Here is a 13,069-nt window from a genome sequence, read left to right as displayed (position 1 = left end):
CGACGTCATTTCTGGTGAACATCCGCAGCGTTCAAGATCGCCAAATGCTGCCCAAACCGCTGACCAATCGCTGCTACTTCACGTGAACGAAGCCACCCAGTCCTGCCAGGTGGCGGCGATGCCGCGCAGCAGGCCGGTGACGTAGTCGGCCGGGACCACCAGGGTTCCGTCCTGGTCGCGGCGCACCGGCAGCCGGAACCGCTGCTCGCCGCTGTTGTGGGATTCCATGGCTTTCCTCCGGACGAATTTCGGTGGTGGGGCATGAAAAAGTCCCGGCCGCCCTTTTCAGCGGCCGGGACTTGTGTTTTTCGGCGACACGGGGCCGCCGGCGGGTGGTTCTACAACTCCATGTCCATCCAGGCGACGTCGTTGAGCTCGACGTCGAGGCCACGGCCGCGGCGCCCGGTGTCCTTGAAGTAGTACTCGCGCAGGCCCTCCGCGAGGATCCGTTCCTGCTCGTCCTGGCCGGCTCCGGCGTCCCGGGCCTCGTACAGCCGCTGGGCCACCTCACCGGGCATCTTCTGAGTGATCATCCGGGGGCGGGGGTCGTCCGTGGAACCGCCGGCCGCCGAGTAGCCGAACGTCGCCTGGATGTGGAGCATGAAGCCGTTCTTCTCGGCGCCGCGGCGCACCCGCTGCTTCACCCGCGGCTGCCAGCCAGCGCGGACCTTCTGCTCAATGGCCTTCGCCGCGGCCGGCTTCGGGGTGCCCTGGCCCTTGAGCCAGCGCTGCACGGTGCGCTGGGAGACGCCGAGGTCCTGGGCGAGCTGCTTGGTGGAGCCCTTGGCGCCCTTGAGTAGGAAGCGCATCCGGGCGGCGGTGGACTGCGGGATCGGCTTGGTGCGCTCGGCCCGCTCTAGGCCCTCGTCGATCTCCCGGCTCACACTGCTCTCCTTCCCGGCCGCCGAGAGCGGCGGCCACTGCGGGTGGTCATCGGTAGGCGGCCCGCCGAGCGGCACGGCGGGCCGAAGGGTGACTACTCGTCGGCGGAGACGATGCCGCCGGTCTTGATGTGCCTTGCCGGGTTCGTGTCGTCGGCGAGCAGCTCGGCGATCTCGGCCATCGGCCGGGAACCCTCGAACTTCACCATCCCTGGCGAGACCCCGAGGCGCAGCGAGGTGGTGAGGGTGGCGTCGGGCTTGGTGAGGATGTCGAGGGCGCCGGGGCCGGGGGCGGCGAAGACGGCGCAGTCGGAGAGGACGGCGAAGGCGTGGAGGCCGGTGTCGGCGGCCATCTTGCGGAGTTTGCGGTGGAGGTTGACGGTGGCGGTGTCGATGACCAGGGCGCGCATGAGCGGGTCCCAGGTGGGGCGTTCCAGGGCCGGCCAGCGTTCGCCGGGCTTGTAGCCGTGGCCGCGGGGGCGTTCGCGCATCTTGCCGATGGTGCCCTTGGCGGTCTGCTTGATGGCGTGCAGTACGGCGAGTTCGGCGGGGTCGCCGGTGGTCTTGAGGCCTGCCATGGCGTCGAGGAAGGCGAGCGGGTCGGTGTCCGCCAGGTTCAGCGGGATGCCGAGTGCGGCCATGGTGTCGACGTAGGCCTGGCGCAGGTGCTTGTGCCAGGGGTCGAGGTAGGGGCCGTGCTCGTGGCGCAGGTACGCCTCGACGGGCTGTACCCGGGCGCCGAGCTCGACGGCGTAGGCGACCTTCACCGTGCTGTACCAGGCCGGGCCGGTCGGCCGGGAGCCGTCCGCGGTGAACGGCGACGGGAGCCGCGGGTCGGTGTCGAGGCCGGACAGGTCGACCAGCCACGAGCCCGGGGTCTTCGGGTCGAAGACCGGGTTGACCACGTGGGCGGGCGGGCCCAGCGGCAGGGTGAGACGGCCGGCGGCGGCGAGGAACGCCATGTTGACGTCCAGACCCACCGCCCAGGCGGAGCGCTTCTCGGTGTCGGTGAGCTCGCGGTGCCAGTCCCACGCCTCGGTGACCAGCGCGCCGCCAATCTCCCGGCCCTGCGCGAGCGGGTGCACGTCCAGCACCTCCGGCACCGCCGGGTCGAACGACTGCTTCGGCCGGGAGCCCTCCACCGGCCCCGACGTCCAGCCGGACTCGGTGCGCACAGCCTTCGTGGGCGGGCGCAGTGCGGTCACGAGTTCGAGGCCGGAGACGGCGGTGGAGCCGCGCGGGGTGAGGACCCGCTTCGCGTAGGTGCCGAGCAGGCGGGCCAGGCCGGAGGCGGCGAGGCCGTCGGGGATCTGCCAGCCGCCCGAGGCGAGGGCGCCCCAGGCGGGGATGCACAACTGCACGCACTGGCGCTTGCCGTCCTCGGGAGTGCGGTAGACCCGGGCCCACGGCCCGAGGCCGCGCTGGGTCAGCAGCCAGCCGGCCTTCTCGATCTGCTTCACGGCCTTGTGGGTCTTCGGCAGCTGGCCAAGGCGCTGGACGAAGTCCTTCTTCTCGTCCCGCCCGAGCGGGGGCAGGCCGAGCTCGGCGAGGGCTGCGTCGGTGAGGACGACCAGGGCGTCGCCGTCCTTGCCGTGCCGGTGGAGCCGGGGCGAGCCGAGCTTCACCTCCAGCGCCCACTCCACGACATCGGCGAGCGCGCGGCCGGTCGGCGCGGTCGGTGCCAGGGTGCCGTCGGCGAGGTAGGCAGCCAGGGCCTTGCCCGAGGGGGCGACGTCCAGCACCGCCAGCGGACCGGCTGGGAAGCGCGCGGCCGCGGCCTGCTCCCAGTCCGACGGCCCCTCAGCCGCCGCGGACGGCTTCTTCGTCGGGGCCTTGCGCGCCCGCGACGACGACGCCGGACGCGACGACCCGGGACGGCGCTGCGCAGCGGGAGGGGCGGCCGGGCGGGGCGCAGCGACCGAAGCGACCGGGGTGGCGGGCTCGGCCGGCCCGGCTACCGCGGCCGGGTGCTGCGCGGCCACGGGGACGGTGGTGGGGCGGCAGAACGCGCCCAGGTGCATGGGCATCCCCTGGGCGCGGTAGACCGACGGCTGCCCGCACTGCACACACGGCAGCGGCGGCCCCGTCACCAGGGAACCGTCCGGGTTCTGGTCCAGCATCACCACCTGCGCGGTCGGCGCGGACGGGGCCGGCTGCTCGGCCACCGGGGCGGAGGTGAACGTCTCCGGTGTCGGGGCCGGGGGCGCCGGAGTGGCGGCGGGCGACGGGGCGCCGTCAGCGCGTACGAGGCCAGCGGCCTGCGCGCGGCGCAGCCACTCAGCGGGCTCAACGGTGCCGTGCTGGAGCGCCAGCGTCGCGAGGAACCGGATGTACACCTCGCGCTTCGGCGGCCGGGGCTCGGTCGTCCCGGCCTCCCACCGCACGATCGTCTCCCGGCGGGTCTTCAACGCGGCGGCCAGCTCCTCCTGGGTGTAGTCGCCGACCTTGCGCAGCCGTTCCCGCTCCTCGGGCACCGGCAGGTCGTCCACCGGCCGGGGCCGGGCCAGCAGCGCGTCGATCGACGCGAACAGGTCATCACTCACAGGTCCACCTCCGACCTACAGCCTAGCTTGAAAGTCACCCATGGATCGCACTTTTGAAACGCACATCACTGGTTTGAGGCACACACGCCGATGTGATGGAGCACCGCAGTTTGCGAATGGTGCACACTAGATTGCGAGTAAGCAGATGAACACGTAGCGCAAGGGCCTGTTCCCGTTTGGGGAACAGGCCCTTGTCAGCTACGGAATGGGGCTACAGGGCGTCTAGGTGCCCATGGCCGCCGCTATCACCGCCGGCGGTCGTGCAAGGTCAATCTGGGGATGGGCGACACCATCAAGCGGGCCGAGAATCCGAGCAGCCCACCCTTCGGTGGCCAGGACGACCGGCAGTGAGGCGTCGCCCCGCATCGGCAGGACCGTCAGCAGGGCCCATTCCTCCCGGCGCATGCCCCCTTCGGTGCGGTGCTGGTGATGCTCAGCAAGCCGGTTGCTCACTGCCGTGGGTGCCTCGCGGTGAACACTGCCGACGTAGCGGCAGCGGCCGCGCACGTCCCAGACGACGTACACCGCGCTGGCCGCCGTGATCTGCCGCCGGACCGTCGCAACGGCGGCGCGGCAGGTCAGCTCGGCCCGCAGGATGCCGTCGCTGGTGAAGGCTGCGGGGCTGAGCAACGGGGCCAACTTCTTGACTGCAGGGGAGAGTTGGCGGGTGATCTGCCGGGGGATCAGGATGGCCGGGCTCACTCGTCGTCGCCGTCGTCGTCCAGGTCCAGCACCGCGGTCCGCTCGGGGCCGTAGGCGACGAGGACTTCGTCGACCTTGCGCAGGTGCTCGCGCAGCATCTGCACGCCCTCGTGGCTGCCGAAGACCTCACGGCCCCGGGTCGGCACCATCTTGGCCAACGCGTTGACGGCCTTGCGGGCGTTCTTGATGCCCTGCTCCAGGACTCGCCGCTGGCGCGTGTCCTCGGCCATCTGGTCGTCGTCCTTGGTGTTGTCCTTGCCGAGCGCCGCCCGGTTCTCGGCGATGGCGGCCTCGGCACCGACGGGGTCGGCCGCGTAGACCAGGTCCCACTCGTAGTCGATGGTGACCAGCGCGCCCACCTTGTCGAGGATCGGGTCGCCGTCGTGCACGAGCACGCCGTCGACCTCGTGGTCGTAGGTGTGGTAGCGCTTGGGCAGGGTGCCGGGGTCGGCCGCGATGTGCGCGTGCGCGATGGAGTGGAGCATGCGCAGGCCGCCGAAGGTGGAGGCCAGAATGGCCAGCAGCTTGTTCGGGGTGGCCCGGAACGGCGCCTTGCCGCTCTCGCGGGTGACGCCCACCTTGGAACCGCGGTCGCGGGTGATGTACCCGTCGAGGATCGCCGCCGTCCCGGCCAGCACCGTCAGTTCCGCCACGGCGGCGGCGTCGCCGTTGAGCGCCTTGAAGAAGATCTCGTCGAGCACCTTGAAGGCGTCGTCGCCGGTAGTCAGCTGCCAGGACTGCTTCCATACCGTGTCGGTGATCGTGCCGCCGTTGCCGAAGGCGCGGATGGCGGGTTCGATCCGCTCGGAGCTGCGGTACGCGGACAGCGCCATGGGCGCCAGGTGGTCGCTGACGCGCTGGCGGTCGGCCTTGCCCATGCCGAACTCCTGCTTGATGAGCAGGTTCATCTGTTCGGCGCGGTAGCCGGCCAGCACGGTCTGCTGGTGGAGTGCGGAGGACCACAGCCGGTGCGGCGGCAGCCCGAGGAGCTGGTGCATCTGCTCGGCGTCGACCTCGCCGAGCAGAATCCGGTAGGTGTCCTTGTCGATCAGTCCGTTGTGCAGGGCGTGGCGGTAGACGCGCTGCATGCCCTGGGTGTTCTGCGCGCCCTCGGTCCACGCGGTGACGTTCACGTGCAGGTTGGCGACGAGGTCGTCGCGGGCGGCCACGAGGTCGGGCGTGGGAGAGCCGTCCTCCGTGACCGCGCCGACGACCACCATGGCGGGGAAGGTGATGGTGTGGCCCTCGCGGCGGGTCGCCTCGGTGAGCGTGGGTTCGGCCAGGCCGCGGCGGACGCGGGCGGCCATCTCCGCGACCTTCGTGCGGGCGGCACGCTGGTCGGCCGGGCGGCGGGGCCCGGGGCGGTCCACCGGGCCGATCACGGCGGCCACACACGCGGCGGCGGCCTCGTCGATGTCGCCGCCGGTGCGGGCCAGCCACATGCTCACGAGCCGGCTGTTGCCGTCTCCGGCGACGGTGAAGGTCTCCTGGGTGCCGTCGTCGTACACCACGCGCATCAGGAAGAGCGTCATCGGCTCCTTGACGCCCTGCTGGAGCACGCTCTCGGTGTAGACGTTCTTCCCGTTCTGCGCGTAGAACGTCCGACGCATGCTCTCGGTGACCGCGTCCGCCAGCGCCTTGCGGTTCGGCATCCGGACCACGAAGACCGCCCGCGGCTTGCCACTCTCCTCGTCGATCAAGGTCTCGTAGGTGATCGGCGCGGCAGCCGAGGACTCCACGTCCATAGCGGTCCGCACCTTGTGGGCCCACCGCTGGTTGACGAAGTCCGGCAGTACGTCCAGGTCGAGGAAACGCCGGTGCGGCGGGATGGCGTAGAGCGTGCCGCCAGCGACGGGCTTGGTCATCAGCAGCCCGGCTGCCGCGGTTTCTCCCTGCGCCTCGGTCATCTTGCGCAGCAGCATCGGGTCCACCGCGCCCGCCGTGACGATGCTGGCCGCGCCGTCGTCCAGGGGACTGGCGGGGTTTTCGGTCAGTGCCTTGCGGGCTCCGCGCAGCTGAGCCACGGACACCGGGTCGGACACCGGGTCGGGCTTGCGCAGCAGCGGGGGCAGGTTGTAGCTCTCGTCGCTGAAAGTGTTCACGATCTCGCCCTTCGGGGGACCAGCGCGCTGCAGACCGAGCCTGCCGTCCCGGCACCATGCCTGGGACTCCACTGCGCGCCGTCACGGGGCGGCGAGCGTCGTCACGATCAGTCCTCGGCTCGTGTCCGGGGCCTCTCATGCCGACCGGCGTTCCGCAGAGCCAGGCGAGCTGCTGGTCGGCCAGGCCATCTGGACCCGGACTCCCGTCGTGGACGGGCGCCAGCCACTCTTCACGCTGCAGGTCCAACCCTGCGACGTGCGGTTCTGCATAACCGGAGCGGTACGCGGCCGACGCGCGAACGTCGGCAGCTACCAGGGTAACCCATCGTCAGTTCCCCGTCCCCGCCTTTACAGCCCGGCCCGGCACGCGTGGCGGGCAACAGCGGCCTGACCTGGGCTCGGGCGGTCAGGCTTCAAGAAGCAAGCACCACAGCCTCGTTCAGATCAGGGCGAGTTGCGGACACTTCCGATGATCCGGGCGCGGCGTGTACGGGGTGCTGGTCGAGTGATCGCATGGGTGCTTCGACGCGGTCGGTGATCCGATCCGATGCGTGCGGCCTGCTGGAGCTGGCCTGTACGTACGACGACTCGCCGTTCCGTGGCCGACTGCGGCTCGGGGACGGCTGGACGCGGCGGTGGAGCGGGACGTGGCGGGTGGGCGAGGGGCAGGTGACCTGGCCGGTACGGGACATGGCCGGGGTGCCGGTGCTGTCGTCGCAGCCGGTACGGGGCTTCACCTGGCGGGCCCGGCAGGGGCACCGTCCGGGGCTGCAGTACATGGTGTCCACCGGCCGTCACCACGGGTTCGAGTCGCTGGAGGAACAGCGGCTGCTGCTCGTGCTGGACTTCCTGCGGGTGGCCGAGGTGCTGCCGCAGCCCTTCACGTTGGACTTCGAGCACGTCCACGGCCGGGCCCGGCACACGCCGGACTTCCTGGCGGTGCTGCCGAACGGCGACCGTTGGCTCTTCGACGTCCGCCCGCAGGGCCTGGTCAAGGACACGGACGCGGTGAAGTTCGCGGCCGCCCGGGAGGCCGCCGAGGCCTGCGGCTGGGCCCACACGGTGGTGACCGGCTGGCGACGGCACGTCTGGAGCGTGCTGGACCACCTGTCCTCGCAGCGCCGTCCGTTGACCGACCGGCTCGGACTCGAGCCGCAGCTGCACGCCGCGGTCCGGGGCGGCCCGCGGCCGTTCGGCGAGGTCGCCGAGTCGACCACCCTGCCGGTGGTGGCCCGCGCGCACGCCACCCACCTGCTCTGGCACCGCCGGCTCGGGGTCGACCTGGGCTCTCCGCTGGGCGACGGCTCGCTGCTCTGGCCGGGCGGCGGGCCCGAGGAGGTGCGGTGATGGCGGGCGGGCGGGGCCGCCTGGAGCTGGCGGCCGGCAGCCGGCTCCTGCTCAACGGGGTGCCGTGGACCGTCGAGTCGGCCGAGCCGCAGTTCGGGCGCCTGGTCCTGGTCGACGGCGAAGGACGGGCCGAGCAGCACTCGATCCGCTGGCTGGTCCACCACCCGGACCTTCGGCCGGCCGGGAAGGCCGACGACGCCGGCGGCCTGGCGCGGGCCGTTCAGCCGCTGTCGGTGGCCGACCTGACCGAGGACCAGCTCGCCCGGGCCCGGATCCGGGCCGAGCACGTGCTGGAGGCGGCGACCGGGTTCCGTGACGGCCACCGCGCCCGCGCCCGGCCGGGCGAGCCGCGGCCCGCCTACGACCCGGACACCACCACGCTCACCGAGCGCCGGGCGGCGAAGGTCGCCGAGCTGGCCGCCATGGCGCCGGACGAGGCCGCGCGGCTGGGGCTGCAGGGCCTGGGCCTGCGCACTCTGCAGGGGCTGACGGCGCTGGCGCTGGCGGGCGGCGGGAGTCTGCTGCTGGCCTGCGCGGACGGCCGGTGGACGCGCCGCCAGGGCGGGCACCCGGCGGTCACCAAGGAGGTCCGGGAGGCGGTCTTCGCGGTGAGGGAGGAGTGCAAGGACCGGGCCCGGATCAGCATGCGGGCCAAGCACCGGCTGCTGCACCAGTACATGGCGGAGAGGTTCGGGGACTTTCCCACCGAGAAGGTCCCGTCCCGCTTCACCCTGGCGCGGGTCTGGGCGGAGTGGTTCGGCCCCGGGGGCGGCCGGACCCGCTACCTGCGCTCGGCCGAGGCCGCTGCCCAGGCCGGCGTCGGCACCCGGCTGGTGGTCCACCGCCCGGGCCAGGTCCTGGCGCTGGACTCCACGCCGCTGCCGGTCATGCTGCGCGAGACGGTCTTCGGCCAGGCCGTGGGGGCGACGCTGACCCTGGGCCTGGACATGTTCACCCACTCGCTGCCGGCGTTCCGCCTCACTCTGGGGTCGGACACCTCGATCGACGTCGCGATGCTGCTGCGGGACGTGATGCTGCCCCTGCCGATGCGCGAGGGCTGGGGAGCGGAGATGGAGTGGCCCTACCCCGGCGTCCCGGCCGAGCTGATCGCCGAGTTCGCCGGCCACAAGGTCGCGGCCCTGCCCTTCTTCTCCCCCGAGACCGTGACCACCGATCACGGCAGCCCCTACAAGAACCGCGCCCTGGTCGAAGCTGAACGGGAGCTGGGCTGCACCATCCTGCCCGCCCGCACGCTGCGGGCCAGCGACAAGTTCGCCGTCGAGCGCGCCTTCGGCGCCGTCAAGACGCTGCTGTTCGAGCACCTGCTGGGCTTCACCGGCACCGACGTCGCCGACCGCGGTGCCGACCCGGAACGCGACGCGGTGCTGACGCTGGCCCAGATGGAGAACCTGATCGCCAGCTGGATCGTGAAAATCTGGCAGAACCGGATCCTGGGCGAGTACGCGCCCTGCTGGGGCCCCGGCGAGGGCCACAGCCCCAACTCCCTGTTCGCCGCGGCGATGCAGCAGGGCGGATGGTCGCTGCAGATCCCCGAGCCGCAGTCCTACTACAAGGTCCTGCGCAAGCACCACGTCAAGATCCACCCGCGCCGGGGGGTCCAGATCCTCGGGCTCTACTACCGCTCCGAGGTCCTGGACGACCCCCGCTACCTGCTGCCGTCCGAGCGCGGCGGCAAGCACGCCGGCAAGTGGGTGGTCCACAGCGACCGGCGCGACCGGCGCCAGGTCTTCTTCCAGGACCCCGTCGACCACGACACCTGGCACACCCTGCGCTGGACCGGGCTGCCGCCCGAGGGCGAGGTCCCGGCCTTCTCCGACACGAGCGCGCAGGCCCTGCTGGCCGAAGTCCGGGCCCGCAAGCTCGCCCCGCGCTCGGACGAGGAACTCCTGCCGGTGCTGGTCGAACTCCTCGGCGCGACCACGCCGGTCGACCAGTGGCCGAGCCAGCAGGCCAAGCGGGAGCGCAAGCGCGACCGGGCGGCCCGCTCGCGCGAAAGCGACCGCGCCGGGCAGGCCGCGGCCGACCGCGCCAGGGCCGCCGGTCCGTCCCCGTCGGGCGGGCGGGCCTCCGAGGCCGCCCGGGCCGTCGACTCCTCGCGGCGCCGGCGCCGCGAGGCCGCCGCGGGACGCGAACCGGTCGCACCGCCGCTGCTGCACGACTCCCTGCGCCGAGGCGGGCTGTTCCTGCTGCCGCCGGTGACCGACCTGCCGCAGGACCGCCCCTCGAAGGAGAGCATGTGAGCGAGGACCCGCTGGCCGGCGTCCCGACCCGGGCCCAGATCGCGGAGATAATCCTGCGTCCGCGCCCGCACCGCGACACCTTCGAGGGCTGGCAGCACTACCGCGCCACCCGCCACCTGCTCGTCCCGCCGCCCCGGATCACCCCCGCCCAGTGGGGGCGGCTGGAGCCCGGACGGCGCGCGGACCTGGACCTGTTCAGGCGGCTGACGAACGTGAACCTGCCGCTGCAGCAGACGCCGATGTCGGCGAAGGTCGCCCGGGTGATCAACCGGCGCCTGCACGGCAACGCCCTCAACCAGGGCTCCCCGACGCTGCCCGGGATCATGGTCAGCGGTCCGGGCAACCACGGGAAGACCGCCACGGTCAGCTCGGTCTGCGCGGCGTTCGAGGACATGTGGCTGGACCTGCACCAGCACCTCAACCCGGCCAGCGTCGAGGGCACCTTGGACCTGCACGCGCCGATCGCGTTCGTCCAGATCCCGGTCACCGCGACGCCCAAGAGCCTCTGCGAGTCGATCCTGAACTTCTTCAGCACCGAGCGGCGGAAGATGACGCTGCCGCAGCTGATCCGGCAGGTCGCCGACTCGCTGCGGGATCACGGCGTCCGTGCCCTGGTACTGGACGACATCAACCGGCTCCGCATGCACCGGGCCGACGACCAGGACGTGCTGGACCTGGTCCGCGCGCTGATGGGCTTCCAGGTCACCCTGATCCTGACCGGGGTCAACATCCCGGGCCTGGGCCTGCTGCGCGAGGCCAGGCGGGACGCCAGGACACGCCAATGGGTGCTGCCGCCGCTGGAGAGCGCCCGCGTCCACGGCCTGGAGGTCACCCAGACCGAACGCCGCTTCGAGATGGTCGAGCTCGACCACTTCCGCTACGACACGCCCCAGGCGATCCAGGACTTCACCGACCACCTGCAGGGCATCGAGAACCACCTGCGGCTGCTGAAGGCGAAGAAGGGCATGCTCACCTCGGGGACCATGCCCGAGTACCTGATGCGCCGCTCCGGCGGGGTCGTCGGGATCCTCGGCCGGCTGATCACCGACGGCGCCCAAGAGGCCATGGACAGCGGAACGGAGAGGCTGGACGAAGCCCTCCTGGACGGGATCGTCATCGGCCGCGAGGAACCCGCGGAGCCGGCGGCCGCCCACGACCAGGCCGCCGAACCGGCGTCGGCGAAGCCACGGCCGGGCCGGGCACGCGGCCGCAACACGGTCTTCGACGACCACGGCCCCCAGGCCACACCCGCGGCGGGCTGACCGGTGACCGCCCTGCGGCCGCTGCCCCGCAGCCTGGTCCCGCTGCCGCAGGAGAGCCTCGCCGGCTTCTTCCTGCGGCTGAGCCACCGGCTCGACATCGCCCCCAGCGACCTGTTCTTCCGGACCGGGCTGAGCCCGCGCGAGGGCTATCCCGTCACCTCAGCCCGGCATCTGCTGTCGCTCGAACCCCTCCCGTTGTCGAGGTTGGCGCGCACCGCGAAGCTCGGCGAGGACCAGGTCGAGCGGCTGACCCTCCGTCCCCTCCTCGAGCGCTACCTGCCGCTCGCGGGCGCCCCGGTCCGCGCCGGCCAGGAACGGACGCGCTGGGTGTTCCCGCAGTGGGTCCTGGCCGGCCCCACCAACTGCTGCCCCTCCTGCCTCACCGGCGACTCCTCCGAGATCCAGCGCCGGCACGGCGGCGCCTGGAGTCTCCTCTGGCACCTGCCGGTCGTCTTCGCCTGTCCGCGGCACCAGGTCTTCCTGCGCGAGACCTGCCCGGGCTGCCGGCAGCCGATCCACGGCGGCTTCCCCGACGGCCCCCGCCAACTGGTCCCCGCCGCGGCCAGCAGCGGGCTGCATCCCGCCCAGTGCCGCAACCACCCCGGCCCCCACCGACGCGAGCTCTGCAGCCTCCGCCTGGACCACCACGAGCACTACCCGGCGCAACCCCCGCTCACCGCCGAGACCGCCGACCTGCAGAACAGGCTGCTGGCCCTCCTGGACCCGGCCGCCGCCCCCTCGGACGCCTTCAGCACGTTCTCCGACCTGCGGGCGGTCGCCGCGGTCGTGCTCGCCGCCTGGCCCAACAGCGCCGAGCCGGACATGCCGCCCGGACTGGACTTGGCCCTGGACAACTTCCTCATCGCGCGGGAACAGCTCATGAACCCCAAGGAGCGGGCCAGGGGCTACAGCAACCGGGCGGCGTTCTCCTTCAGCGCCGCGCCCACCCCGCCGCCGGCCACCGCAGCCCTCCTCCACCTCGCCGACCGCTGCCTTCAACTGGAGCCGGACGCCTTCCGCGCCCGGCTGGCCGACCTGCTGGCGCACATCCCGGACCGCCGGCATCCCCGCTGGGGCAAGGCTTGGAGGGGCCAGCTGGCGACGTGCTCGGCGATGGTCAGATCCGAGGCTACGCACGCTCTCGACCGGCGCCTGCCAGCACGAACGTCCTGGTCCGATCTCCTGGACAGCAGGTCGCCACTGGTCCTCGGCCGACGAGGCTACCGGGCGGAGAACATCCCCCAGGAGATCCCCACAGCCTGGCTCGACGTCCTCCTCGGCCGCGACCGCGCCGCCTACGCGCAGACGATCCGGACACTGCGGCGGCTGACCGCCATCCGGCTCGTCCAAGCCGCCGAGACGAGCACAATGCGTGAGGCCGCCCGCTTCCTCGGCATCCCCTCGGCCTGGTTCGTCGACCCCGCCAAGCGGGTCCTGCCCTTCGACCGGCTCCCCCAGCTCCGCGACGGCCAAGACCTCGCCCAGGCGCTCGAACGCCTCGCCCAGCACGTCGAGAACGACCCCCACCCGATCGACTACCACGAGCGCCGAAGACGCCTCGCGACCTGGCACCTCCAAGCCGCCAGCTGGGAGACCATCAAGCAGGAGTCCGACTTCGTCCCCAGGCGGCGCGGGAAATACCCCGTCACGGACGAGCTCCTGCGCGACTGCGCGTCCGCGGTCGTCTGGGCCCGGGCCACCGGCAGCGAATGGCGCCTGGCACCCGCCATGCAGTTCCCGCTCTCCCCCCTCGGCCGCCCCGACCCCACCGGACCAGAACACCGCGTGATCAACTCCCTGACCACCCGCGCGCCCACAGGGAGATACCGGCAGCTCATCAAGACACTGGCGGCACACGCCGACACCCTGGCCCAAGCACCGGAGAACCCCTGGCGTCACACGCAGTGATAAAAGCGCCCCCACCCTCGCAAACTACCGCGCTCCGAACTCGCAAACCAGCGTGCTCCCCCA

General features: G+C 72.2%; 9 protein-coding genes. 4 read left to right on the top strand and 5 right to left on the bottom strand.

Annotated features, from left to right (window positions below):
- Positions 1–78 precede the first annotated feature (78 nt).
- The 5 genes from ABTZ03_RS26515 to ABTZ03_RS26495 all read right to left on the bottom strand — a co-directional run bounded on the left by ABTZ03_RS26515 (position 79) and on the right by ABTZ03_RS26495 (position 6,228).
- Positions 79–228, bottom strand: a complete 150-nt coding sequence (locus ABTZ03_RS26515) for a hypothetical protein (RefSeq protein WP_350515577.1) — start codon at positions 226–228, stop codon at positions 79–81.
- 110 nt (positions 229–338) lie between these two features.
- Positions 339–884: a telomere-protecting terminal protein Tpg gene (tpg, locus tag ABTZ03_RS26510; protein WP_350515576.1), complete on the bottom strand. Its 546-nt coding sequence runs from the start codon at positions 882–884 to the stop codon at positions 339–341.
- A gap of 92 nt (positions 885–976) precedes the next feature.
- Positions 977–3,424 (bottom strand): telomere-associated protein Tap, encoded by a 2,448-nt coding sequence (gene tap, locus ABTZ03_RS26505; RefSeq protein WP_350515575.1) that lies wholly within the window; start codon positions 3,422–3,424, stop codon positions 977–979.
- Between the two features lie 222 nt (positions 3,425–3,646).
- Positions 3,647–4,126: a hypothetical protein gene (locus ABTZ03_RS26500; protein ID WP_350515574.1), complete on the bottom strand. Its 480-nt coding sequence runs from the start codon at positions 4,124–4,126 to the stop codon at positions 3,647–3,649.
- Positions 4,123–6,228 (bottom strand): hypothetical protein, encoded by a 2,106-nt coding sequence (locus ABTZ03_RS26495; protein WP_350515573.1) that lies wholly within the window; start codon positions 6,226–6,228, stop codon positions 4,123–4,125. Before ABTZ03_RS26495 ends, ABTZ03_RS26500 begins: the two co-directional genes overlap by 4 nt.
- Positions 6,229–6,762: 534 nt before the next feature.
- Between ABTZ03_RS26495 and ABTZ03_RS26490 the strand changes: the two genes are divergently transcribed.
- From ABTZ03_RS26490 to ABTZ03_RS26475, 4 genes are read left to right on the top strand one after another with little or no spacing between them, the layout of a single operon-like run.
- A complete protein-coding gene (locus ABTZ03_RS26490) occupies positions 6,763–7,575 on the top strand; it encodes a TnsA-like heteromeric transposase endonuclease subunit (protein ID WP_350515572.1) in 813 nt (270 codons plus the stop codon).
- Positions 7,575–9,836, top strand: coding sequence for a transposase (locus tag ABTZ03_RS26485; protein WP_350515571.1), 2,262 nt, complete (start codon positions 7,575–7,577; stop codon positions 9,834–9,836). The genes ABTZ03_RS26490 and ABTZ03_RS26485 overlap by 1 nt, the downstream gene beginning before the upstream one ends.
- Positions 9,833–11,098: an AAA family ATPase gene (locus ABTZ03_RS26480; RefSeq protein ID WP_350515570.1), complete on the top strand. Its 1,266-nt coding sequence runs from the start codon at positions 9,833–9,835 to the stop codon at positions 11,096–11,098. Before ABTZ03_RS26485 ends, ABTZ03_RS26480 begins: the two co-directional genes overlap by 4 nt.
- A 3-nt stretch (positions 11,099–11,101) precedes the next feature.
- The gene (locus tag ABTZ03_RS26475) at positions 11,102–13,006 is read left to right on the top strand and encodes a TniQ family protein (RefSeq protein ID WP_350515569.1); all 1,905 of its coding nucleotides are present in this window, start codon (positions 11,102–11,104) and stop codon (positions 13,004–13,006) included.
- Positions 13,007–13,069: the final 63 nt, after the last annotated feature.

This window comes from Kitasatospora sp. NPDC096077 (assembly GCF_040303245.1).
Lineage (GTDB): Bacteria > Actinomycetota > Actinomycetes > Streptomycetales > Streptomycetaceae > Kitasatospora.
This window is presented reverse-complemented; position numbering and strand designations above follow the sequence as displayed.

What these genes read in the sequence shown, in the direction of transcription:
- ABTZ03_RS26515 (WP_350515577.1), bottom strand. Translation starts at nt 228, where the DNA reads ATGGAATCCCACAACAGCGGCGAGCAGCGGTTCCGGCTGCCGGTGCGC.
- ABTZ03_RS26485 (WP_350515571.1), top strand. Translation starts at nt 7,575, where the DNA reads ATGGCGGGCGGGCGGGGCCGCCTGGAGCTGGCGGCCGGCAGCCGGCTC.